Genomic DNA, 22,625 nt, shown 5'->3' on the forward strand with positions numbered 1-22,625 from the left:
CCAGAGCAATGGTGAGAGACGGACTCGCGGAGACTCCCCCTCACCCGGATTGCGCTTGCGCGCAATCCGACCTCTCCCCGCAAGCGGGGCGAGGTGAAAAGAGAGTGCTCCACGCCGATCCATCATCACACCAGCGCCTTGCCACCGGAGAAGGCCTTCGCGGTGGCCTCATCGGTCGCCTCTTCCGGCAGCAGCATCTCGTTATGCGCCTTGCCCGACGGGATCATCGGGAAGCAATTCTCCAGCGCGGCGACGCGGCAATCGAACAGCACCGGGCGCTTGATCGAGATCATCTCCTTGATCGCGCCGTCGAGATCGGACGGCTTGGTCGCCTGCAGGCCGACGCAGCCATAGGCGTCGGCGAGCTTGACGAAGTCCGGCAGCGCCTCGGAGTACGAATGCGACAGGCGGTTGCCGTGCAGCAGCTGCTGCCATTGCCGCACCATGCCCATGTACTGGTTGTTCAGAATGAAGATCTTGATCGGCAGCTCGAACTGGACCGCCGTCGACATCTCCTGGATCGTCATCTGCACCGAGGCGTCGCCGGCGATGTCGATCACCAGGCTGTCCGGATGCGCCACCTGCACGCCGACCGCGGCCGGCAGGCCGTAGCCCATGGTGCCGAGACCGCCCGAGGTCATCCAGCGGTGCGGCTCCTCGAAGCCGAAGAACTGCGCGGCCCACATCTGGTGCTGACCGACCTCGGTCGTGATGTAGGTGTCCTTGCCGCGGGTCAGCTCGAACAGGCGCTGGATCGCGTATTGCGGCAGGATGATATCGTTGTTCTTGCGGTAGGACAGCGAGTTCCGCGCGCGCCATTGCGCGATCTGCTGCCACCACGACTTGATGTCCGGCTTCTTGGCTTCCGCCTTGAACACCTGCAGCAAATCGCCGAGCACGTTGCCGGCGTCGCCGATGATCGGCACGTCGACGCGGATGTTCTTGTTGATCGAGGACGGATCGATGTCGATGTGGATCTTCTTCGAGCCCGGCGAGAAGGCGTCGGTACGGCCGGTGATGCGGTCGTCGAAGCGCGCGCCGACGCACAGCATGACGTCGCAATCATGCATCGTCATGTTGGCTTCGTAGGTGCCGTGCATGCCCAGCATGCCGAGCCAGTTCGGGCCCGAAGCGGGATAGGCGCCCAGCCCCATCAGGGTCGAGGTGATTGGGAAGCCGGTCGCCTCCACCAACTGGCGCAGCAGTTTCGAGGCCTCAGGACCCGAATTGATCACGCCGCCGCCGGAATAGATCACGGGACGTTTGGCATTGGCGAGCATCGCCACCGCCTTGCGGATCTGGGTCGCGTCGCCCTTGACGCGCGGCGTGTAGGAGATGTGCACGTCCGACTTGCGCGGCGGATGATAGGTGCCGGTCGCGAACTGCACGTCCTTCGGCACGTCGACCACGACCGGGCCGGGCCGGCCGGTGGTGGCGACATAGAAGGCCTCGTGCAGCACCCTGGCGAGGTCGTTGACGTCGCGGACCAGCCAATTGTGCTTGGTGGCGGGCCGCGTGATGCCGACCGTATCGCACTCCTGGAAGGCGTCGTTGCCGATCAGATGGGTCGGCACCTGGCCGGTGATGCAGACCAGCGGGATCGAATCCATCAGCGCGTCGGTCAGCGGCGTCACCATGTTGGTGGCGCCGGGGCCCGACGTCACCAGCACCACGCCGGGCTTGCCGGTCGAGCGGGCATAGCCTTCGGCGGCATGGCCGGCGCCCTGCTCGTGACGGACCAGGATGTGCTCGACCTCGCTCTGCTGGAAGATCTCGTCGTAGATCGGAAGCACCGCACCGCCGGGATAGCCGAAGACATGCTGCACGCCGTGATCGATGAGCGCGCGCACGATCATCGCGGCGCCGGTCATCTGATTGGGATCGTGGCTCTTGTCGGTCATGGTTCGCTCCGGATGCGCTTGTTTTTGCGCGGCTTTTGTCAGTTCTCGTCAGTTCGGCTTCGGGCAATAAAAAGGGGCCCTAGAGGCCCCATGCACACCGCCCGAATTTGGATGGCCGCTAGCCATCCCCGGCGGTGTGCCTGGGTACGACGGCGATAAGCAGTTTGGTAATAATGTTGCGCACGATACGACCCAGTCTTCCCAAAGGTTGCGCGAACATAGCGGCCAAAGCCTGAATGTCAAGGCGAGGCAAGCACTTTCGCGATTTCCGTACTCTACCGGGGTTCCGCTCGTTCGGCGAGTGTTTTTGCGCGGGCGAACGCGCATGGCTGACGGGCGTGCGGGACCGCCGGCCCGGTAGCCCGGATGGGAGCGCAGCGCAATCCGGGATAGCCTCCGCGCGGAGGGCCGGTCCCCGGATTGCGCTGCGCTCCCATCCGGGCTACGGGACTTGCCCTCGCAGCCATTTGCCCGCCGTATCCGGCTCGACCCATTCGAATTCCGGGAGCTGATGGCGGAACCAGGTGAACTGGCGCTTCGCATAATGGCGGGTATCGGCCCGGCCGATCTCGGCGGCCTCCTCGCGGCTGATCTCTCCCCTCAGGTGCCGGATCAGCGCCGGCACCCCATGGGCCTTCATCGCCGGCAGCAACGGATCGAGCCCACGCGCCGCCAGCGCCGCGACCTCGTCGAGCGCGCCGGCATCGAGCATGACACCGAACCGGGCGTCGATCCGTGCATAGAGCCTCTCGCGCTCCGGCGCGAGAAACAGCGCATGAAAATCGCCCGGCGGCAGCAGTGGCGGCAGGCCCTCGCGATGCCAGTCCGGCAGCGGGCGGCCGGTGGCCTCGACGACCTCGAGCGCGCGTGCGATGCGGGTGCGGTCGCGCGGCTTCAGCCGCTCGGCCGACACCGGATCGCGCGCTGCAAGCTCGGCATGCAGCGCCTCGACGCCGTGCTGCTCGAGCCGTGCGCGCACGCCGTCGCGCACATCGGCCGGGATCGGCGGTACCGCCGACAAGCCGCGCGTCAGCGCCTTGAAATAGAGGCCCGAGCCGCCGATGAAGATCGGCAGCCGTCCCTGCGCACGCGCCTCGCCGAGCACCTTCGCCGCATCGGCCACCCAGGCGCCCGCCGAGAAATTCACGCCGGCGTCGACATGGCCATAGAGCCGGTGCGGAACCAGCGCCTCTTCGCCTGCGGTCGGCCGCGCGGTGATGATCCGGAGGTCACGATAGACCTGCATGGAGTCGGTGTTGATCACGACCCCGCCGGTCCGCTGCGCGAGTTCGAGCGCCAGCGCCGACTTGCCGCTGGCGGTCGGCCCTGCGATAAGCACTGCCTTGTTCAACAATCCCGAATGCGCCTGCATGTCCCTCGTTGCCACGCTGATCTGCAATCCTGCAAGCCCCGCGCTCGACTCCACCATCGTCGACGGTGCGCGGGCCCTGCTGCCCTCACCCGGCCCGGCGCAGTGGCTGTTCAACGAAGTCGCCGCCGACATTCCGTTCGAGAGCGAGGACAGCAGCAGGGACGGTATCAAGGCGATCGAGGAACGCGTTCGCCAGGCCCGCGGCGACCTGCCGATCGACATCGTCGTGCAGCCTCGGATCGCCCGGCGCAAGAAGCTTTTTCTGGCCGACATGGATTCCACCATGATCGGCCAGGAGTGCATCGACGAGCTCGCCGACTTCGCCGGGCTCAAGGCCCATGTCGCTGCGATCACCGAGCGTGCGATGCGCGGCGAGATCGAGTTCGAGTCCGCGCTGCGCGAGCGGGTGGCGCTGCTCAAGGGACTGCCGGTCAGCGTGGTCGACGAGGTGCTCGACAAGCGCATCACGCTGACGCCGGGCGGCCGCGAACTGGTCATGACCATGCGCGCGCACGGCGCCTATACCTGCCTGATCTCGGGCGGCTTCACCTTGTTCACCAAGGTGGTCGCGGCGAAGGTCGGCTTTCAGGAAAACCGCGCCAACCAGTTGCAGGTCGTGGACGGCAAGCTGACCGGTGAGGTGGTCGAGCCGATCCTCGGCCGCGCCACCAAGCTCGCCACCTTGATCGAGCTCACCAAGTCCTTCGATCTCGACGAGATCGACACCCTTGTGGTGGGCGACGGCGCCAACGATCTCGGCATGATCCAGGCTGCGGGCCTCGGCGTAGCCTATCACGCCAAGCCGGCGGTCGCGGCCGCGGCCGCGGTCCGGATCGACCACGGCGATCTCACCGCGCTGCTGTACGCGCAGGGCTACCGGCGGGATGAGTTCGTGGCGGGGTAGCCGTTCGCGAAAGTCGTCATGCCCGGGCTTGACCCGGGCATCCATCTTCTTCGCAAGAACTTTGTTAGGTGATGGATTGCCGGGTCAAGCCCGGCAATGACCATCGGGGCTACTGCACGCCGAGCGCGACGAAGCGCAGTTCGCCGTCGCCGTTCGAGACCAGCAGCAGCACCGACTTCTTGCCGTCCTTCTTGAGTTGATCGACGCGCTTCTTGATGTCGGCGGCGCTCGACACCGCCTCCTGCGCCACCTCGACGATGACATCGCCCGCCGACAGCCGCTTCTCGGCGGCATCGGAATTGCCGTCGACGCCGGTGACGACGACGCCCTTCACGCTGTCCTTGATCTTGTACTTGGTGCGCAGGTCCTTGCTCAGCGCCGCGAGGTCGAGACCGAGCGCCTTCTGGGTCACCGGTTTCTCGGCGGTGTCGTCCTTCGACTTGGCGTTGACCTGCTGAACCTTCTCGTTGTCCTCGAGCCGGCCGAGCGTGACCTTGCGGGTCTCCTCATTGCCCTTGCGGATGACGACGACGTCGACTTCCTTGCCGACCGCCGTGTCGGCAACGATGCGCGACAGATCCTTCGGGTCCTTGACGTCCTTGCCGTCGAACTTGACGACGACGTCGCCGGGTTCGATGCCCGCCGGCTTGGCCGGCCCCTTGTCGTCGACGCCGGCAACCAGCGCGCCGCGCGCCGGCTTGATGTTGAGGCTGTCGGCGATCTCGTCGGTGACCTGCTGGATGCGCACGCCGAGCCAGCCGCGGCGCAGCTCGCCGAATTTCTGCAACTGGTCGACGACGCCGGCCACGGTCTTCGACGGCACCGCGAAGCCGAGGCCGATCGAACCGCCGGTCGGCGAGATGATCAGCGTGTTGACGCCGATCACCTCACCATCGAGGTTGAACAGCGGACCGCCGGAATTGCCGCGGTTGATGGCGGCGTCGGTCTGGATGTAGCTGTCATACGGGCCCTGGCTGATGTCGCGGTTCTTGGCCGAGACGATGCCCGCGGTCACCGTGCCGCCGAGGCTGAACGGGTTGCCGATCGCGACCACCCAGTCGCCGAGCCGGATCTTGTCGCTGTCGCCGAACTTGACCGCGGTGAGCGGCTTCGGCGGCTTGAATTTCAGGACCGCGAGGTCGGTCTTCTTGTCGACGCCGACCAGCTCGGCCTTGATCTTGGTGCCGTCGTTGAGGATGACGTTGATCTCGTCGGCGTCGGCGATGACGTGGTTGTTGGTGACGACGATGCCCGCGGTGTCGACGATGAAGCCCGAGCCGAGCGAGTTGGTCTTGCGCGGCTGGAACTCACCGCTCTTGTCGCCGCCCTTGCCAGGCGGCCCGCGGCGGTTCTTGAAGAAGTCGTCGAAGAATTCCTCGAACGGCGAACCCGGCGGCAGCTGCGGCATCGTCCGGTCCTTGGCCTCGACGGTCTGCGACGTCGAGATGTTGACGACGGCGTCGATCACCTTCTCGGCGATGTCGGCGATGCCTTCAGGACCGCGTGCGAACGCCGGCACGGAGCTCAGCATGCTCGCAGCACCGATCGAGATCGCGGCTCCCATCATGCGGAAGCGGCGGCTCAGGGCTGGTCTGGCAGCGGTCATGTAGGAGTTTCTCCAGAGGCAAACGGGTTCAAATGCGCTAGTTACAGAGTGCGCCCGAACGGGCATACGGCGCAAGCATCTCAGCCGGACATTTCGGCGAAAAACCGGCTGCGAGAGGCTCACGATTATGTTCAGTCTTGCTTGTCATTCCGGGGCAGCCCGACAAGGCTGAACCCCGGGGACGCAATTGCGCACCTTGGGGAATCTCGAGGTTCCCCGATGCGCAATCGCGCATTGGCGGTCATGCTTCGCATGCTCCGGAGCGGCGACTATCTTCGCACCACCCAGATCAGGACGAGCCCGGCGACCGCCGAGCCGATACCGACGATGCGCAGGATGTTGTCGGGTGTCGCCAGCGCGCTCTTCATCGCCCGGCGCATCCAGGCGGGGCTTGCCGCGAACAGAATGCCTTCGAGCACGAACAGGATTCCCAACCCGATGAGGAAGTCGCCGAACGCTATGGACTTCATCGGATGGCAGCCTCCCGCTCGATGCTTGTTGTTTTTGGTCGGCGGCGAAGCGTCATCCGCATCGCCGCCAAGTCCTGATGTTCAAGTCGTGACGTTACTGTTTCGGCGCGGCGGCCGCCTCAGGCAACTTGCCGCTTGCACCGCCGAAGTATCTGAAGAATTCCGAGTCCGGCCGCAACAGGAAACGCGTGTCGCTGGAACGCAGGCCGTTCTCATAGGCCGTCATCGAGCGATAGAACGCGAAGAAGTCCTTGTCCTTGCCATAGGCTTCGGCGAACAGGCGGTTGCGCTCGGCGTCGCCGGCACCGCGGGTCTGGTCCGCGGCCGAGTTCGCCTCGGCGACGATCACGGTCGCTTCGCGGTCGGCCTTCGAGCGGATTTCCTGCGCCTTCTGGTCGCCCTGGGCACGGAACTCGGCCGCCTCGCGCTCACGTTCGGTCTTCATCCGGTTGTAGACGGCCTGGCTGTTCTGCTCCGGCAGGTCGGCACGGCGGATGCGGACGTCGACGACCTCGATGCCGTAGCCGTCCGCTTCCCTGTCGAGCTGCTCGCGAATCCGCTGCATCAGCTTCTCGCGATCGTCACGCACCACGGTGATGAAGTTGACCTCGCCGAGCACGCGGCGCAGCGCCGCGTTCAGCAGCGTGGTCAGCTGCAGATTGGCGGCCTGGATCGAGCCGACGCTGGTGTAGTAGCGCAACGCATTCTTGATGCGATAGCGCGCGAAGGCGTCGACCACGAGCCGCTTCTGGTCGGAGGCGATCACCTCCTGCGACGGGTTTTCCAGATCGAGGATGCGCTTGTCGACGTTGATCACCGAATTCCACGGCGCCTTGAAGTGCAGACCGGGCTCGGTGACGATGTCGACCGGCTCGCCGAACCGCAAGACGATGGTCTGCTCGGTCTGCTGCACGGTGAACACCGAGCTGTAGCCGACGGCGAGCACAATGAAGAGGATGATCAGGGACACAATGCCGGTGACGGGAGACCTCATCGGGTGGCTCCCTGCTGCTGGCCGGTCGTGGCCGGTGCCGCCGGACGCCGCGGCGTCAGTTCGCCGAGCGGAAGGTAGGGCACGATGTTCTGGCCCGGGCCGCCGTCGTAAACCAGCTTCTCGGAGCCGCCGAGCACTTTTTCCATGGTCTCCAGATAGATGCGCTCGCGCGTCACGTCGGGTGCCTTCTTGTACTCTTCATAGACTTTCAGGAAGCGTGCGCTCTGGCCCTTGGCGTCGGCGACCGCCTGTTCCTTGTAGCCTTCGGCGGCCTGCAGGATCTGCGCGGAACGACCGCGCGCTTCCGGCACAATCCGGTTGGCGTAGGTCTGTGCCTCGTTCTGCTTGCGCTCGAGGTCGGCGCGCGCCGCCTGCACGTCGCGGAATGCGTCGATCACCTGCGCCGGCGGATCGACCTTCTGCATCTGCACCTGCGTGATCTGGATGCCCGCGTTGTAGGTATCGAGCGTCCTCTGCATCAGCTCCTGGACGCTCTGCTCGGTGACGTTGCGCGCCCCGGTCAGGATCGGCTGGATCTGCGAGCGGCCGATCACCTCACGCATCGCGCTTTCGGCAACCGCCTTCACGGTGCCTTCGGGATTCTGGATATTGAACAGATAGGCGCCGGCCCCACCCGGCTTGATGCGCCACAACACCGTGAAGTCGACGTCGACGATGTTCTCGTCGCCGGTCAGCATCAGGCTCTCTTCCGGCACGTCGCGCATGGTGCGGCCGCGGCGAGCGGGATCGTCGATCAGCGTCATGCCGATCGAGATCGTGTTGACGCGCAGCGCTTTCGGCAGCAGCACTGTCTCAATCGGATATGGCAGGTGATAGCGCAGGCCCGGCTGCGCATCCCGGACGTACTTGCCGAAGCGCAGCACGACGCCGAGCTCTTCAGACTGCACGCGGAAGATGCCGGTCGCGAACCAGATCGCCAGCGCGGCGACCAGCACCAGCGCGACGCCCATGCCGCTGAAATGCCCGCCGGGCAGCCACTGCTGCAGGCGATCCTGGCCGCGCCGCAGCAGATCCTCAAGATCCGGCGGCCTTGGCCCGGCTGACTGCGGACCGGTGCCCCATGGCCCTTTCGGACCCGAGCCCCAGGGCCCCCCGCCTTGATTTTTCCACGGCATCAAACATCTCCTCGGCAAGTCCGGACGGGACGCCCGGCCTCGAATGTCCGGCCCGGTTATAGGGGACCCCTAGGGCCCTTACAACGCAAGCTTCCTGGCCGGACGAGCTATGCGCCGGGGCATAATTGTCAATGCAAACATTGGTTAACCCCGGCCGCGCCGACGATATGTCACATAGGAGAAGTCGGCACTGTCGTCCGGGCCTGCCGGATTTCGCACGCGCGCCACCTCGTCCCATAGCTGCGCATCGATTTTGTCGAACCGCGTGTCGCCGTCCGGCCGGGCATGGACCTCGGTGATCTCAAGGCGATCGGCGGTGCCCATCCATTGCGCGTAGATTTCCGCGCCACCGATGATTGCAATCTCAGTGGCGAAACGCCGCAGCGCGTCACCAAGCGCAATGGCGCGGGCGTTGTCAAACGACGTCGTGACGATGGCGCCGCGCGCGCGGTAGTTGGGATCGCGCGTTACCACGATGTTGGTGCGGCCCGGCAGCGGCCTGTGCAGGGACTCAAAGGTCTTGCGCCCCATCACGACGGGCTTGTTCAGCGTGATCGCCTTGAAACGCTGCTGGTCGGATTTCAGCCGCCACGGAATGGCGTTGTCGCTCCCGATCACGCCGTTCTCGGCGACCGCTACGACGAGCACGATCTCCATCAGCGCGCCCCTTCCGCGAGAGCCGACAGCGCCTCGCCGGAGACGCGGCAAATCGTCCATTCGTCCATCATCTCGGCGCCGAGCGACTTGTAGAATGCAATCGACGGCGCGTTCCAGTCGAGCACCGCCCATTGCAGGCGCGACCAGCCATTGGCGAGGCATTGCTTCGCCAGATGCACCAAGAGCGCCTTGCCGATGCCCTTGCCGCGCAGCGCCGGACGCACGAAGAGGTCTTCGAGATAGATGCCGTGGCGGCCGGCGAAGGTCGAGAAATTGACGAACCAGACCGCGAAGCCGACAGGTTCGCCGTTCCATTCCGCGATGTCGCAATAGAGCTGTGGGTTGGCGCCGAACAGCGCCTCGGCGATATCGGCCTCGCTGGCGTGAACCTCGTGCAGAAGCTTTTCGTATTCGGCGAGTTCGCGGACCAGCGAGAACACCAGTCCGGCCTCATCGGGCCGCGCGCGGCGGATCGTCAGCGACATTCAATCCCTCGGACCGCAACTCATACCGCGACCTCGGCCTTGATGTGCGGATGCGGGTCGTAACCTTCGAGTTTGAAGTCTTCGTAGCGGAACGCGAAGATATCCTTCACGTCCGGATTGATCGCCATCGTCGGCAACGGCCGCGTCGGCCGCGTCAACTGCAGGCGCGCCTGCTCGAGATGGTTGGAGTAGAGGTGCGCGTCGCCGAGCGAGTGCACGAAATCGCCGGGCTTCAGCCCGGTCACCTGCGCGACCATCATGGTGAGCAGCGCATAGGAGGCGATATTGAAGGGTACGCCGAGGAAGACGTCGCCCGAGCGCTGATAGAGCTGACAGGACAATTTGCCGTTCGCGACATAGAACTGGAACAGGCAATGGCACGGCGGCAGCGCCATCTTGTCGACCTCGGCCGGATTCCAGGCGCTGACGATCAGCCGCCGCGAATCCGGATTGCGCTTGATCATCTCGACCACGCCAGCGATCTGGTCGATGCTACGGCCATCCGGCGCGGGCCACGACCGCCATTGCGAGCCGTACACCGGACCGAGGTCGCCGTTGGCGTCGGCCCATTCGTCCCAGATCGTGACGCCGTTGTCGTTGAGATATTTGATGTTGGTGTCGCCGGCGAGGAACCAGAGCAGCTCGTGCACGATCGCCTTCAGCGGCAGCCGCTTGGTGGTCAGCATCGGGAAGCCGGCCGCGAGGTTGAAGCGCATCTGATGACCGAAGATCGACAGCGTCCCGGTGCCGGTGCGGTCGTGCTTCTCGGCACCGTCGGCGAGGATGCGTTCGAGCAGGTCGTGATACTGGTTCATGGCGTCTGTTTCGGGCTTTCGAGAGAACGGCCAATGTAGCGGCCAAGGCCGCCGGTCGGCACGCTGATTCGGCTGAACACACCGATTATACCCTGAAAAGTGAGCACTCCGCGCCAAACGACAAGGGGCGGAACTCGCGTCCCGCCCCCTATCCTATCCACTTGATTGTACTGGATTAAGTTGCCGGCTTGAGCACCGGCGTCCACTTCGCGATCTCGTTCTTGACGAGGGTCGCGAGAGCCTCCGGCGTACGGTTGGCGGGTGCCGGGATCACGCTGCCGAGGTCGAGCAGGCGCTTGCGGACATTCTCATCGTCGAGCGCCTTGATGGCCGCGGCATTCAACGTGGCGATGATGGCGGGCGAAGTTCCCTTCGGCGCGAAAATCGCATTCCAGGCCTGGGCCTGGAAGGCCGGCAAGCCGGCTTCCGTCGTGGTCGGCACATTGGGCAGCGACGGGTTGCGCTCGGGGGTGGCGACCGCATAGGCCTTGATGGTGCCGGCGTTGATCTGCGGCACCGCGTTGACGATCTGGTCGCACATGTAATCGACCTGGCCGGCGACCAGCGCATTCATGGCCGGGCCGGTGCCGTTGAAGGGCACGCCGACCGGTTTGACGCCGAGGATCGAGTTCAGGAGCTCGCAGGAGGCGTGCGAGACCGAGCCGATGCCGGCATGCGCGGCGTTGACCTTCTCGGCATTGGCCTTCACGTAGGCGACGAATTCCTTGAGATCCTTCGGCGGGAAGTCCTTGCGGGCAAGGATCAGGATCGGCGTGCCGGCGAGCAGCGCGACGGGCTCGAAATCCTTTTCCGGGTGATAGGCAAGCTTCGGATAGAGCGGCACCGAGGCGGCGTGCGTGCCCATATGCCCTGTAATCAACGTATAGCCGTCATTGGCGGCGCGTGCGGCGCGCGTCGTCGCGGTGGTGCCGCCGGCGCCGACCACGTTCTCGATCACGATGCTCTGTCCCAGCGTCTGCGCCATGTGCGCGGTGACGATGCGCGAGATGACATCGGTCGGGCCGCCGGCTGCGAACGGCACGATCATGGTGATGGTGCGGGTCGGATAATTTTGCGCAGACGCCGGCATGGCGAATGCGCCGAGCGCGACAAATGCCGAAAGGCATGCGCCCGCAAGCGAGCGAATGGACATCATCTCAATTCCTCCCGGGAACGTTTGACCAATAAAAATGCCGGCCAAATCGGCCGGCATTTTCATTTCACGGGACGACATCGAGTGTCGATTCGACTTCCGCCTGCGGCGCGCCGACGCAGGGCCGACGGCTCGCTCAGCCCTCGGATTCCACGAACACTTCGTCGCGCTTGGCACGCAAGGTCGGCAGCACGGCAAGCACCAGGAGACCGGCCGCGATCGCCAGCAGCACCGCCGACAGCGGCCGCGAGACGAACACGCTCCAGTCGCCGCGCGAGATCAACAGCGCGCGACGCAGGTTCTCCTCCATCAGCGGGCCCAGCACCATGCCGAGCAGCAGCGGTGCCGGCTCGAAATCATGCTTGATCAGCCAATAGCCGACCAGGCCGAACACGCCGGCGAGCACGACGTCGACCGGCGCGTTGTTCACCGAGTAGATGCCGATCGCGCAGAACACCACGATCGAGGGGAACATCAGCCGGTACGGCACGCGCAGCAGACGGACCCAGATGCCCACCAACGGCAGGTTGATGATGATCAGCATCAGATTGCCGATCCACATCGAGGCGATCATGCCCCAGACCAGATCGGGCTGCTTCTGCATCACCTGCGGACCCGGCACGATGCCGTGGATGGTCATCGCGCCGACCATCAGCGCCATCACCGCGTTCGGCGGGATGCCGAGCGTGAGCAGCGGGATGAACGAGGTCTGCGCCGCGGCGTTGTTGGCGCTTTCCGGCGCCGCCACGCCCTCGATCGCGCCGCGGCCGAACCGCTTCGGATCCTTCGCCAGCTTCTTCTCCAGCGTATAGGCCGCGAACGAGGCGATCACGGCGCCGCCGCCCGGCAGGATGCCGAGGATCGAGCCGAGCACGGTGCCGCGCAGGATCGCAGGCGTGGAATCCGCGATGTCCTTCCTGGTCGGCATCAGACCGGTGATCTTCTGCTGCACCAGGTTGCGGTTCATCTCGGCGCCGTGGTCGAGGTTGCGGATGATCTCGGCGAAGCCGAACACACCCATCGCCACGGTGGCAAAGCCGAGACCGTCGGCGAGTTCGGGGATGTTGAAGGCCATGCGCGAGGCGCCGGTCTCGATGTCAGAGCCGACCATCGACAGCAACAGGCCGAACACGATCATCGCGATCGCCTTCAGCACCGAGCCCTTGGCGAGCACCACCGCGAAGATCAGGCCGAGCACCATCAGCGAGAAATATTCAGCCGGACCGAACGCCAGCGCGAGCTTGGTCAGCGGCGCGCCGAGCACGGCGATCAGCACGGTCGCGACGCAGCCGGCGAAGAACGAGCCGATCGCGGCGATCGCCAGAGCCGGACCGGCGCGGCCCTGCTTGGCCATCTGGTGGCCGTCGAGCGCGGTGACGACGGAGGTCGCCTCGCCCGGAATATTGACCAGGATCGAGGTGGTCGAGCCGCCATATTGCGCGCCGTAATAGATGCCGGCGAGCATGATCAGCGCACCGACCGGCGGCAGGCCGAAGGTGATCGGCAGCAGCATGGCGACGGTGGCGATGGTGCCGATGCCCGGCAGCACGCCGACCAGCGTGCCGACCAGTGCGCCGATCAGGCACATCAGAAGGTTGATCGGCGAGAATGCGACCGCGAAACCGTGGGCGAGATTGGCAAACAGTTCCATCACGCCCTCACTGGATCAGGAAACGCGGGAACATCGGCATCGGAAGTCCCAGCACATAGGGGAAAAGCAGCGCGCAGCCGAGGGTCAGACAGGCGCCGACAATGATGGCCTCGACCAATTTCGTCTCCTGCGAGCCCATCGCCGCGATCATGAAGGCGGCAAAGGCGGAGACCACAAGCCCGAGCGGCCGGATCGCCAATGCGAAGAACACGATTGCGGCGGATACGAACAACGGGCCGCGCCAGGAATAGGCCGCGATATGCGGGCCATTCTGCAGAACTCCCATCAGCGCGACACCACCGCCGAGCAACAGCAGCAGCACGGCGAACATGCGCGGCGCGGTTCCGGCGCCGAACGAAAATCCGTGCATGCCCTGCAAATCGCTCGAGGCCCACAAGGCAAACAGCGCAACCGCCATCATGGCGAGCCCGCCGACAAAATCCTGCGGACCGCGCACCCATTTCGGCAAGATCGATTTGACCGGCGCCTCGCTCGGCGTATCGCTCATGACTTCGCTTCCCCCGTCAGGGCTGTCCCGCCCGTTTTGATTGAATGGCTTGGTTTGTGGTGCGTTGACCGAAAGCCTTGCTAGCGATTTTCGTCAGATAACGCCAGCGAAACCCAAAAGGCCTCCGGCCAGCAACATCCACAAAGGGTTGATCCGCGTCGCAAAAGCAAGCGCGGCCGCGACAATGGTGATCAGGACCGCGATCCAACTTTGGTCTGAGGTCTGCGCCACGATCAGGCCGGAGGCCGCCATCAGACCGATCGACAGCGGAACCAGTGCCGCCTGGATCATCGCCGGCCAGCGCGCCTCGCGCGAGCGATCGAGGAAACGGCTCACATAATAGGCAAGCAGCGCGGTCGGTCCGCACATCGCCACCGTCGCGGCCAACGCCCCGGCGACGCCTGCGACAGAATAGCCTATCAAGGTCACGATCAGCACGTTCGGCCCCGGCGAGAGCTGCGAGATCGCGAATACGTCGGCGAACTGCTTGTCGGTCAGCCAGTGATGCACGTCGACGGCGGCACGGTGCATTTCGGGAATCGCCGAATTGGCGCCGCCGACCGCAAACAGCGACATCAGGCCGAAGGTCCAGACCAGCGCCGCGATCGGGTTGGACTCCGAGCTCATGCCCGCACCATGCGGCGCGCCAGGACCGTCGTCGCAATGCTGAGCGGGATCGCCACCAGCAGCACGATCTGGAGCGGCCAGCGGATCAGTCCGATCGCGACGAAAACAGCAGCCAGAATGACGAGGCCCGTGACATCGCGCCGCTTCAGGAGCGGCATCATCATCTTGAAGACGACGGCGAACAGCAGCCCGACCGCGGCGCAGGCGACGCCGGCGAGCGTCCGGCGCAGCACGTCGATGTCGCCGTAACGGGCATAGAGCGCGGCAAGGATGGTCGCGATCACCATCGGCGGCCCGACCAGCCCGGCGAAGGCCGCGAGCCCGCCGGCTATGCCGCGAAAGCGCGAGCCGAATACGACCGACAGGTTGACGATGTTCGGACCTGGCAGGAAATGGCACAGCGCGAAGGTCTCGTTGAACTCCTCCGCGGTCATCCAGCGGTGCTGCTCGACGATCGCGCGGCGGGCCCAGACCAGAACCCCGCCAAAGCCGGCCAGCGACATCTTGGCAAAGGCCAGGAACAGCTCGAGCAGGCCGGGCTGGTGGGGCGGCGATGGTACGGGGGCATCCGGCGCCGGGGCGGCAACCGGCGGAGATTCCGGGGGCATGGACGAAACCTAGAACGGCGCCGGGACAGCGCCAAGACCTTGGCCAGCCCCAAATCGGCGGGTTTTCACAGCCGAAAGGACCTGAATCGGCTCTGTTTTTCTAAGACTTTGCCGCTATATTGGGGGTGCCGGTTCGCCGGCTATGGAAATAAATGACCGTCGCAATAAACCATTCGGACCCGGGGGCGGTACCCGGCGCCTCCACCAAAACCCATCCGTCGCGGTGGCTTTCGGCGGGGGCGAAATAGGATCGACGAGGGCGTAAAGGGCGTGTTTTTTCTCGGTATGGTTCCGCCGACATCGGGCCAATGCAATAGTTGCCAACGACAACTTTGCTCCGGTTGCTCAGGCTGCGTAACGCAGTTTGAAAGACCATCTTAAAGTCCTAGCGGGTTAAGCTCCGCTAGGCGGGGTTCGGAGGCACCTGGCAACAGAAGCCTCCACTTTATCCCTTGTTTCCCAATCGGGCGTCCGCGCGCATTTCAGCGGCCAGCCCTGCTGATTTCCGGCTCCCGGCGGGGTAGCATGGCAAAAGGGCGAGTCGGACGGTCCGGCGCCGCCCCGGCGGGCATTTTCGAAGCGACAGGATCACCATGGCGACCGATCACATCCGATATGACGTGCTGGCGCGCGATGCGCTGCGCGGGGTGCTGCGCCGGGTGCTGTCCGACGCCGCCGAGCATGGCCTGCCGGGCGAGCATCATTTCTACATCACCTTCCTGTCGCACGGCGACGGCGTGAAGCTGTCGCCCCGGCTGCTCGCGCAGTATCCGGAGGAGATGACCATCATCCTGCAGCACCAGTTCTGGGATCTGGTGGTGACCGAGGATCGCTTCGAGGTCGGCCTGTCGTTCGGCGGGATTCCCGAGCGGCTGACCGTGCCGTTCGCCGCGGTGACGCGCTTCCTCGATCCGTCCGCGCCGTTCGATTTGCGCTTCGATGTCTCGGACGCATTGTCCGAAGAAGCCCCTCCCGCCACCGCACCGGCCTCTCCCCTGCCCGCCCCTGCGGCCCACGCAGCGGCCGAGACCGAGAGCGCCGAGACCGAGCAGGAGCCCGCGAAGCCCAGCGAAGGCGCCGAGGTCGTGCGGCTGGACCGCTTCCGCAAGAAATAATCTAAGCGCAGATCACGCCTCGACCTTGTAGGATGCTTGCCGGGATCGGGATGACAAATCGTCATCGCGGCCTACCTTCTGCATGAACGTGCCCTTCACGCGGACGCTGTCGCGTTGCCGCGCCGGGCCACGTTTTGATGACGCAACGGCAAGCATCCACGGAAAGCATGATGGCTCGATCGACGATCCCCTCCAAGGCAAAGACCCGCAGCGAGACCGACAGCTTCGGTCCGATCGACGTTCCCGCCGACCGCTATTGGGGCGCGCAGACCGAACGCTCGCGGCAGAATTTCAAGATCGGCCACGACCGCATGCCGATCGCGATCGTCCATGCACTCGGCATCGTGAAGCTTGCGGCCGCGGAGACCAATCGCGAGCTCGGCCAGCTCGATGCGCGCCGCGCCGGCGCCATCATCCGCGCAGCCAAGGAAGTAATCGAAGGCAAGCTCGACGACAATTTCCCGCTGGTGGTCTGGCAGACCGGTTCGGGCACGCAGAGCAACATGAACGTGAACGAGGTGATCGCCAACCGCGCCAACCAGATGCTCGGCGGCGAGCTTGGCGCCAAGAAGCCGATTCATCCGAACGATCACGTCAACATGAGTCAGTCGTCGAACGACTCGTTTCCGACCGCGATGCATATCGCCGCAGCGAGCCGCATCGTCGCCGATCTGATTCCGGCACTCACCGAACTGCATCGCGCGTTGCGCAACAAGGAGAAGGCGTTTGCCAAGATCGTCAAGATCGGGCGCACCCACACCCAGGATGCGACGCCGCTGACGCTCGGCCAGGAATTCTCCGGCTACGCCGCGCAGGTCGAGAGCGGCATCGCGCGGCTGCGCGTCGCGGTGAAAGATCTGTTTTCCGCTCGCGCAGGGCGGCACCGCCGTCGGCACCGGCCTCAACTCGAAGCCGCGATTTGCGAAAACCTTCGCGCGCCACGTCGCCAAGATCACCAAGCTGCCGTTCACCAGCGCGGCCAACAAGTTCGAGGCGCTGGCTTCCAACGACGCCTATGTGCTGGTGCACGGCGCGATCAACTCGGTGGCGACCGGCCTGTTCAAGATCGCCAACGATATCCGCTTGCTCGGCTCGGGCCCGCGCTCGGGCCTCGGCGAGTTGATCCTGCCCGAGAACGAGCCGGGCTCGTCGATCATGCCGGGCAAGGTCAACCCGACCCAGTGCGAAGCCATGACCATGGTCTGCTGCCAGGTGTTCGGCAATCAGACCACGATCACCGTCGCCGGCAGCCAGGGCCATTTCGAGTTGAACGTGTACAAGCCTGTGTTGGCATACTGTATGATAAATTCCATTCAGTTGCTGTCTGACGTTGTCCGCTCATTTACCGAGCATTGCGTTGTCGGAATACGCGCCGACGAAAAGCGCATCAACGAACTGATGCAGCGCTCGCTGATGCTGGTCACCGCACTCGCACCGAAGATCGGTTACGACAACGCAGCCAAGGTCGCCAAGTCGGCGCATGCGCGCGGAACGACGCTGAAGGAAGAGGCTTTGCGGCTCGGATTTGTTTCCGCGGATGAATTTGATCGCCTCGTGCAGCCGGACAAAATGACACACCCGGGCTAAAGCGAAGCGCGCATTGTCCGGATAATTACGGTCAGCGCGCGTGATATAATTATGGATCATAACGCCTAAAGACTAAGGCGCGTTACCTATGAGCTCTGCGCTGGCGCATGGTACAGACGTCTAGTTTTCGCAGAGCGAAACGGATTCTTTGATGCTATCAGAGCATCAAACGGGGATTCGGGATGGATATCGAGCCGGGCGCGTAGCGCAGTTGCTCTTGCTTTCGTCACGATGCATCACCAATTCCGCTCTGGGGACGATGAGGACGACGAGCATGGGCGACGTGGTCAACTTGAAACGATTCAAGAAGCGCGGTGAGCGCGAACAAGCAGCGAAGCAGGCCGAAGCCAATCGTGCGCTATTCGGTCGCACCAAATCCGAACGAGCGCGTGACGAATTCCTCGGCGAGCGCAACGCGCGTGTGCTCGATCAGCACCGCATCGAAAATGGAGACGCATCATGAAGTCTCCCGTCGTCAAGCGCTCGATTGTCGTCGCCGGACACAAGACCAGCGTCAGCCTCGAAGAAGCCTTCTGGAATGGCATGAAGGAGATTTCCGGTCTGCGGAACATGACGCTGTCGGAGTTGGTCGGCGAGATCGACAACAACCGTCAGCAGGGCAATTTGTCCTCCGCGATCCGGCTGTTCGTGCTCGACTACTTCCGCTCGCGCGCCACGCCGGCGGTGCCCACGGATGTCAGGCCGCAACAGGTTGACACGCGTCAGCAGGCCTGACGGCCGTCTCCGACCGTCGCCACCAGTAGACGGTCGTTCCGCTGCGCGGGCTCAGCATGAAGGTCAATCGGATCGTCGCGAACGTTGCCGCACCGGACACAGCGGCAGCGAAGTCGTTTTATCGCGACGTGCTTGGCCTCGAGCCCCTGATGGATTTCGGTTGGGTTGCGACTTATGGCTCATCCGAAACAATGCAGGCTCAAATCAGCTTCGCTTCCGAAGGTGGCTCCGGCACGCCGGTGCCTGATCTCTCCATTGAGGTTGACGATCTCGACGAGGCCCTGCGCCGAATGAAGGCAGCCTGCATCGCGATCGAATACGGACCGGCGGACGAGCCATGGGGCGTGCGGCGCTTCTTCGTCCGCGATCCCTTCGGCAAGCTGATCAATATTCTCCAGCACCGATCATGAGCCAGCGCTTCGTTTGACGCGCTGTCTTGACGCGAACCGGTGCCCACTTCGCTTGAAAGCGCGTTTAGTTCTGCATCGCCGGCCGCTGCGGTGGATTGGCGACCTGCGGCGTCAGCGACAGCGGGGGCCGCAGCGGCTTTGGCCTGGCCGCGCCGGGCGCCGGCTTGACCTCGATCGGCGGCGGCAGCGGCGCCAGCTGCGGCTGGCTCGCAAGCGACGCGGGCGGCGCAATGGCGGGCGCGGTGGCGGCCGGCGGGACAGTCGGCGGCCGCGGCGCAACGATCTTCGGCTTCGCCGGCACGCGGCGCGGATCAGGACCAGGCCCCGGCAAGTTGGCGGAAGGCACGCCTGCCGAATTCGGGTTGGATGCATCCGGCGCCGGCTCGGCCGGATGCGGAAGCGCCGTTTGGGTCGGCGGCGGCGCCGGTTCGCCGCGCTCGATGGCGTCGAGCCGCTTGGTCTCCCGGTCGATCGCGCGCACCGCAAGCCACGACGACAGCGCCGCAATGTCGATGCTGCGCGACAATCCGTCGGGCGTGCCAACGGCAAGCAGCTGGATTTCCGGTCGGCTGTTGGCCGTGCCGACCTGCGTCGATGCCAGGGCGGCGCGGATGTCGGCCTGGTCGGCCGGAATGTCGTAGCCGCCGGATACGGTCGCATTGGCACCGTTCGCCGCGAGCGTGGTGGCGCCGACCCGGAGGCGGCCGTCGCGGATGTTGAAGGGGATTTGCGCCGAAGCAATCGACAGCGCGCCGCTCGCGAGCACCGGTTCGACGATCTGCCGCAGCCGCGTGTCGTCGGTCGCCTGCCCGGAATCGCTGGCGCGGATCGCAACCTCCAAGGCGCGCGGATCGAGGCCCGGAAGGCTCAGTCCCTCCAGCGTCACGGTGCCGCTGCCGGACAGCGCGCCGGTCAACGCCGAGGCACTGCGGCCCTGCGTCAACAGCGTCATCTGCATCGAGGCGCGTCCCTTGGGCATCGCGAGACTGCGGTAGCGCAAGGCTGAACTGTCGATGCCGGACAGCCGCACATTGGCGCTGAGCGCAAGTCCGTTGGCGCCCTGTCGCGCATCGATGGTGGCGGTCGCCTCGCCGCCGCCGATCTTGCCCTTGATGCCGTCGAAGGTCAGCGACTGCCCATCCGACCTGATGGTGCCGCTGACCGGCTGCAGCTCGGCGCCACCCGGCAGCAGGCCATGCAGCGCTTCGAACGTGACCTTGCCGCGCCAGGCGCTTGTGAGGCCCTGGCCGAGCGGCTCCGTCGCATCGTGACCGGCCGCGCCGATCGCGGCCGCGAAAATCGGCGCCAGCGTGATCTGATCGAGACCGACTTCGCCGTCGACGCTTTTCTGATCGGCGAGCGTCAGCGCCAAATGACCGCGCAGCCGTGAACCGGCGATGATGCTGTCGAGATCGTCGAAGGTCAGCTTGTCGCCCGCGAGCGTCAGCTTCGACGACAGGCGGATGTTTGCGACCGGATCGGCTGGCTTCAGATTGAGCAGCGGACTGATGTCGGCGCTGCGGACGCGGAGGCTGATGCTCGATTTGCCCGCGTTGGCCCCGTCCTTGGTCCAAGGCTCCGCGGTCCCTTCGGCATCCACGTCGAGCCCTGCGCCCCAGAGCCTTGCCTTCAGCCGCAACGGCGCGCCCCACGCGCCGATCGCCGTGCCCTCGAATTGCGTCGAGCCGGCACCGGCTGCGACCGCATGGTCAAGCCCAAGCAGCGCCAGCAAAGCATTGCCATCGCCTGCCGAGAATTTCGTCTCCGCTGCAACCTCGTTGCGGCGAAGTGCATCGAAATCCAGCGCACGGATTGCAGCCACCTGCGGCGTCGCCGAGATCACCGTGTTGCCTTTGAGCTGCGGCGTGTCGAGATCGAGCGTCGCGCGCGCGCTGACGCGATCGGCCGCCTTGCCCTTGCCGAGGTCGAGCGCGAGCCTGGCGCGAACCGGGCCGGCATCCGCGCGGAGCACGCCAAGCCGCGCGGCCAGCGCCGGCGCGAACGGCTGAACCACAGCGGTCAGCCGGCCAAGCGACGCGGCGGTCGCGTCGACCGCGAGCTTGCCGGTCGAATTAGCGCGGTCGAAATTGCCATTGCCGTCCAGCGTGACGTTGTCGGGCTGGCCGATCTTGACGCGCTCGAGCACGATATTCTTCGGGCTATAGGCGATCTTCGCCAGCAGCGGCCGCAATTCCTGCCCGGAAGAGACCGCACGCCCAACGTCGAGCGACAGCTGCGCCTCGTCGGGCCATTCGCCTTGCGGACCGGCCAGCGAGCGGATCAATGCCGCGGTCGCGTCGAGATCGAGCCGCTCCGCCTTCAACTGCGCCTCGACCTTCGAGCCGCTGGTCGCCTCGCGGTGCGTAACCGCGACGCGGCCCTCGAGCGTGCCGCCCTCAATCTCCGCCTTCATCGCATCGATCGAAAAGCCCGATGGTGACACCATGACGTCGCCGCGCAAACGCAGCGGCCTCTGGCTGCGATAGGTGGCGTCGCCGCGCCCCTGCAGCCAGGTCATCAGCGCGTCGGGATCGGACGATTCGATGTTGAGCGCGGTCTTGAAGCTGTTCGCCGCTCCAGCTTGCGCGCTGGCACCGCTCATCGAGACCCGCGTGGATCCCGGCGCGCGAAATTCCAGCCGGCGCACCGTCCATGATTTCGCATCCGATCGCAGCTCCGCCGAGATGTCCTGCAATGGACGGCCGCCGAGCATGATCTGCTCGGATGCCAGCTCCACCTGCGCCGGTATCGGGCTTTGCGGAAGACCCGACAACACCGCGCGCATCGCCGGCAGCACGCGGACCGGCTCGACATTGCCATTGCTGCTATCCTTGGCGGCGAACTTGTCGCCGTCGAGCTGCCGCGCCGTAAGCGAGGCGCGCAGCAGCGGCGACGCACCGAAACGCAGATCGCCATTGCCGGCGAGCTTCAGCGCACGGTCCTCGGCGCCATAGCTCACGTCGATCTGGTCGAGCCGCGCCGCCGAATAATCCGATTTCACCTTGGCCGCGATCCGCCATGGCGGCGCATCGCCGCCGCGCTGACCGGGCGCACCCGCCAGCGTCAGCGTGCCCTCGAACCGCGGCGCGCGGGCCTCGAAGGTCAGGATGCCGTCGAGATCGGCCGACACCGGCCGCTGCCCGGGATCGACGCTGAAGTGCAGGCGGGTGCCGCTACCATCGGCGCTTTGTCCCGAGGAGACCCGAAACGGGTAGCGGTTGCCGTCAAACATGAAATTGCCGTCACCGCGGATCGCGCCGGCAAGCGAGCGGACGTCGCCGCTGAAGGCAATGTCGTTCAGCTCGAGCGTGCTGCGGCTCGCGGCATCATGCAGCGCGATGCGGCCGGTCAGGTTGAGCCGGTCGATCGCCAGCGAAGCGAGGTTGAAGCTTCCGCTCGACGGCGACCAGTCGATCCGCCCTTTCGGATCCAGCCCGAGATCGAGCGACACGCCGTTGATGGTGAGTTCGTTCGCGCGCCACTCGCCGCGCATCAGCGAGCTCAGGCTGAACTCCACGTCGAGATTGGCAGCCCGAATCTTGCCGAGGTCGTTGGCGCCGCCGACGGTGACCGTCTTCAACCGCAGCGAGGGTGCCGGCAGCAGCCGCGCGTCGAGATTGCCGGCGACGCGAATCGGCACGCCGATGATCTTGGACGCCTCCGCCTCGAACTGCGGCCGGAACTGGTTCCAGTCAACGAAATATGGACCGACCAGCGCCGCGACCAGTGCAAGAATGAAGGCAATTGCCAGGCCGAGCAGCGTCGTCTGCACGGTGTCTCCCTTTGAGCCAGCTCCGGGGCAGCCTCCTCATGCTGAACCCTTTGCCAACCTCTGGCCGGAGCAACCTAAATATAGAGACAAGTACGGCGAAGTCACAGCCGGTTTACTGC

General features: G+C 65.2%; 20 protein-coding genes, 1 other RNA gene and 1 pseudogene. 7 read left to right on the forward strand and 15 right to left on the reverse strand.

Translation table 11 applies throughout. From position 1 onward, the window contains the following. Positions 1-125: 125 nt before the first annotated feature. On the reverse strand, positions 126-1,901 hold the full coding sequence (locus ACVIHF_RS23785; RefSeq protein WP_168857166.1) for an acetolactate synthase 3 large subunit: 1,776 nt from the start codon (positions 1,899-1,901) through the stop codon (positions 126-128). Positions 1,902-2,343: 442 nt separating this feature from the next. Next, positions 2,344-3,273 (reverse strand): tRNA (adenosine(37)-N6)-dimethylallyltransferase MiaA, encoded by a 930-nt coding sequence (miaA, locus tag ACVIHF_RS23790; protein WP_253609927.1) that lies wholly within the window; start codon positions 3,271-3,273, stop codon positions 2,344-2,346. Here miaA and serB point away from each other — a divergent pair. Then, the gene (gene serB, locus ACVIHF_RS23795; protein WP_456792641.1) at positions 3,272-4,177 is read left to right on the forward strand and encodes a phosphoserine phosphatase SerB; all 906 of its coding nucleotides are present in this window, start codon (positions 3,272-3,274) and stop codon (positions 4,175-4,177) included. The two genes, miaA and serB, sit on opposite strands and share 2 nt — an antisense overlap. 109 nt (positions 4,178-4,286) lie before the next feature. Here the strand turns inward: serB and ACVIHF_RS23800 are convergent, their stop codons facing one another. The 12 genes from ACVIHF_RS23800 to ACVIHF_RS23855 all read right to left on the reverse strand — a co-directional run bounded on the left by ACVIHF_RS23800 (position 4,287) and on the right by ACVIHF_RS23855 (position 14,887). Continuing rightward, on the reverse strand, positions 4,287-5,783 hold the full coding sequence (locus ACVIHF_RS23800) for a Do family serine endopeptidase (RefSeq protein ID WP_168857168.1): 1,497 nt from the start codon (positions 5,781-5,783) through the stop codon (positions 4,287-4,289). 269 nt (positions 5,784-6,052) lie between these two features. Then, positions 6,053-6,253 (reverse strand): DUF2065 domain-containing protein, encoded by a 201-nt coding sequence (locus ACVIHF_RS23805; RefSeq protein WP_028332483.1) that lies wholly within the window; start codon positions 6,251-6,253, stop codon positions 6,053-6,055. Positions 6,254-6,347: 94 nt separating this feature from the next. Continuing rightward, entirely contained in the window at positions 6,348-7,247 is a 900-nt protein-coding gene (hflC, locus tag ACVIHF_RS23810) for a protease modulator HflC (protein ID WP_016841064.1), read from the reverse strand. Further along, positions 7,244-8,383, reverse strand: a complete 1,140-nt coding sequence (hflK, locus tag ACVIHF_RS23815; protein WP_028342342.1) for an FtsH protease activity modulator HflK — start codon at positions 8,381-8,383, stop codon at positions 7,244-7,246. Before hflK ends, hflC begins: the two co-directional genes overlap by 4 nt. Positions 8,384-8,527: 144 nt before the next feature. Further along, the gene (locus ACVIHF_RS23820) at positions 8,528-9,040 is read right to left on the reverse strand and encodes a dihydrofolate reductase (protein WP_456792642.1); all 513 of its coding nucleotides are present in this window, start codon (positions 9,038-9,040) and stop codon (positions 8,528-8,530) included. Continuing rightward, entirely contained in the window at positions 9,040-9,525 is a 486-nt protein-coding gene (locus ACVIHF_RS23825) for an N-acetyltransferase family protein (RefSeq protein WP_456792643.1), read from the reverse strand. Before ACVIHF_RS23825 ends, ACVIHF_RS23820 begins: the two co-directional genes overlap by 1 nt. Positions 9,526-9,545: 20 nt before the next feature. Then, complete coding sequence (locus ACVIHF_RS23830) at positions 9,546-10,340, reverse strand: thymidylate synthase (RefSeq protein WP_028332488.1); 795 nt, start codon at positions 10,338-10,340, stop codon at positions 9,546-9,548. Between the two features lie 175 nt (positions 10,341-10,515). Next, positions 10,516-11,496, reverse strand: coding sequence for a tripartite tricarboxylate transporter substrate binding protein BugD (locus ACVIHF_RS23835; RefSeq protein ID WP_092089948.1), 981 nt, complete (start codon positions 11,494-11,496; stop codon positions 10,516-10,518). A gap of 133 nt (positions 11,497-11,629) precedes the next feature. Then, positions 11,630-13,144, reverse strand: coding sequence for a tripartite tricarboxylate transporter permease (locus tag ACVIHF_RS23840; protein WP_018272999.1), 1,515 nt, complete (start codon positions 13,142-13,144; stop codon positions 11,630-11,632). Positions 13,145-13,151: 7 nt separating this feature from the next. Beyond that, positions 13,152-13,652 carry a tripartite tricarboxylate transporter TctB family protein gene (locus ACVIHF_RS23845; RefSeq protein WP_057015038.1) on the reverse strand — a complete coding sequence of 167 codons (501 nt, stop codon included), beginning with the start codon at positions 13,650-13,652 and terminating at the stop codon, positions 13,152-13,154. Positions 13,653-13,745: 93 nt separating this feature from the next. Next, entirely contained in the window at positions 13,746-14,279 is a 534-nt protein-coding gene (locus ACVIHF_RS23850) for a chromate transporter (protein ID WP_076824254.1), read from the reverse strand. Next, a complete protein-coding gene (locus tag ACVIHF_RS23855; RefSeq protein ID WP_310880652.1) occupies positions 14,276-14,887 on the reverse strand; it encodes a chromate transporter in 612 nt (203 codons plus the stop codon). The genes ACVIHF_RS23850 and ACVIHF_RS23855 overlap by 4 nt, the downstream gene beginning before the upstream one ends. A gap of 89 nt (positions 14,888-14,976) precedes the next feature. Here ACVIHF_RS23855 and ssrA point away from each other — a divergent pair. The 6 genes and pseudogenes from ssrA (at position 14,977) to ACVIHF_RS23885 (ending at position 18,734) form a co-directional block, all read left to right on the forward strand. Next, positions 14,977-15,332, forward strand: a transfer-messenger RNA (tmRNA) gene (gene ssrA / locus ACVIHF_RS23860). A 148-nt stretch (positions 15,333-15,480) separates the two neighbouring features. Further along, positions 15,481-16,002: an SspB family protein gene (locus ACVIHF_RS23865; protein WP_057015035.1), complete on the forward strand. Its 522-nt coding sequence runs from the start codon at positions 15,481-15,483 to the stop codon at positions 16,000-16,002. Positions 16,003-16,169: 167 nt separating this feature from the next. Further along, positions 16,170-17,589: pseudogene (gene fumC / locus ACVIHF_RS23870) on the forward strand (class II fumarate hydratase). 274 nt (positions 17,590-17,863) lie between these two features. Further along, a complete protein-coding gene (locus ACVIHF_RS23875) occupies positions 17,864-18,052 on the forward strand; it encodes a DUF4169 family protein (RefSeq protein ID WP_016841076.1) in 189 nt (62 codons plus the stop codon). Further along, a complete protein-coding gene (locus tag ACVIHF_RS23880) occupies positions 18,049-18,324 on the forward strand; it encodes a ribbon-helix-helix domain-containing protein (RefSeq protein ID WP_024580116.1) in 276 nt (91 codons plus the stop codon). The genes ACVIHF_RS23875 and ACVIHF_RS23880 overlap by 4 nt, the downstream gene beginning before the upstream one ends. A 56-nt stretch (positions 18,325-18,380) precedes the next feature. Continuing rightward, positions 18,381-18,734, forward strand: coding sequence for a VOC family protein (locus ACVIHF_RS23885; RefSeq protein ID WP_076824248.1), 354 nt, complete (start codon positions 18,381-18,383; stop codon positions 18,732-18,734). 64 nt (positions 18,735-18,798) lie between these two features. On the opposite strand, the gene ACVIHF_RS23890 is transcribed toward ACVIHF_RS23885, so the two are convergent. Continuing rightward, complete coding sequence (locus ACVIHF_RS23890) at positions 18,799-22,506, reverse strand: AsmA family protein (RefSeq protein ID WP_456792644.1); 3,708 nt, start codon at positions 22,504-22,506, stop codon at positions 18,799-18,801. Between the last annotated feature and the right edge of the window lie 119 nt (positions 22,507-22,625).

This window comes from Bradyrhizobium sp. USDA 4506 (assembly GCF_054058795.1).

Coding starts and splice junctions, on each gene's coding strand:
- ACVIHF_RS23785 (WP_168857166.1), bottom strand. CDS start 1,901: ATGACCGACAAGAGCCACGATCCCAATCAGATGACCGGCGCCGCGATG.
- serB (WP_456792641.1), top strand. CDS start 3,272: ATGTCCCTCGTTGCCACGCTGATCTGCAATCCTGCAAGCCCCGCGCTC.
- miaA (WP_253609927.1), bottom strand. CDS start 3,273: ATGCAGGCGCATTCGGGATTGTTGAACAAGGCAGTGCTTATCGCAGGG.
- ACVIHF_RS23800 (WP_168857168.1), bottom strand. CDS start 5,783: ATGACCGCTGCCAGACCAGCCCTGAGCCGCCGCTTCCGCATGATGGGA.
- ACVIHF_RS23805 (WP_028332483.1), bottom strand. CDS start 6,253: ATGAAGTCCATAGCGTTCGGCGACTTCCTCATCGGGTTGGGAATCCTG.
- hflC (WP_016841064.1), bottom strand. CDS start 7,247: ATGAGGTCTCCCGTCACCGGCATTGTGTCCCTGATCATCCTCTTCATT.
- hflK (WP_028342342.1), bottom strand. CDS start 8,383: ATGCCGTGGAAAAATCAAGGCGGGGGGCCCTGGGGCTCGGGTCCGAAA.
- ACVIHF_RS23820 (WP_456792642.1), bottom strand. CDS start 9,040: ATGGAGATCGTGCTCGTCGTAGCGGTCGCCGAGAACGGCGTGATCGGG.
- ACVIHF_RS23825 (WP_456792643.1), bottom strand. CDS start 9,525: ATGTCGCTGACGATCCGCCGCGCGCGGCCCGATGAGGCCGGACTGGTG.
- ACVIHF_RS23830 (WP_028332488.1), bottom strand. CDS start 10,340: ATGAACCAGTATCACGACCTGCTCGAACGCATCCTCGCCGACGGTGCC.
- ACVIHF_RS23835 (WP_092089948.1), bottom strand. CDS start 11,496: ATGATGTCCATTCGCTCGCTTGCGGGCGCATGCCTTTCGGCATTTGTC.
- ACVIHF_RS23840 (WP_018272999.1), bottom strand. CDS start 13,144: ATGGAACTGTTTGCCAATCTCGCCCACGGTTTCGCGGTCGCATTCTCG.
- ACVIHF_RS23845 (WP_057015038.1), bottom strand. CDS start 13,652: ATGAGCGATACGCCGAGCGAGGCGCCGGTCAAATCGATCTTGCCGAAA.
- ACVIHF_RS23850 (WP_076824254.1), bottom strand. CDS start 14,279: ATGAGCTCGGAGTCCAACCCGATCGCGGCGCTGGTCTGGACCTTCGGC.
- ACVIHF_RS23855 (WP_310880652.1), bottom strand. CDS start 14,887: ATGCCCCCGGAATCTCCGCCGGTTGCCGCCCCGGCGCCGGATGCCCCC.
- ACVIHF_RS23865 (WP_057015035.1), top strand. CDS start 15,481: ATGGCGACCGATCACATCCGATATGACGTGCTGGCGCGCGATGCGCTG.
- ACVIHF_RS23875 (WP_016841076.1), top strand. CDS start 17,864: ATGGGCGACGTGGTCAACTTGAAACGATTCAAGAAGCGCGGTGAGCGC.
- ACVIHF_RS23880 (WP_024580116.1), top strand. CDS start 18,049: ATGAAGTCTCCCGTCGTCAAGCGCTCGATTGTCGTCGCCGGACACAAG.
- ACVIHF_RS23885 (WP_076824248.1), top strand. CDS start 18,381: ATGAAGGTCAATCGGATCGTCGCGAACGTTGCCGCACCGGACACAGCG.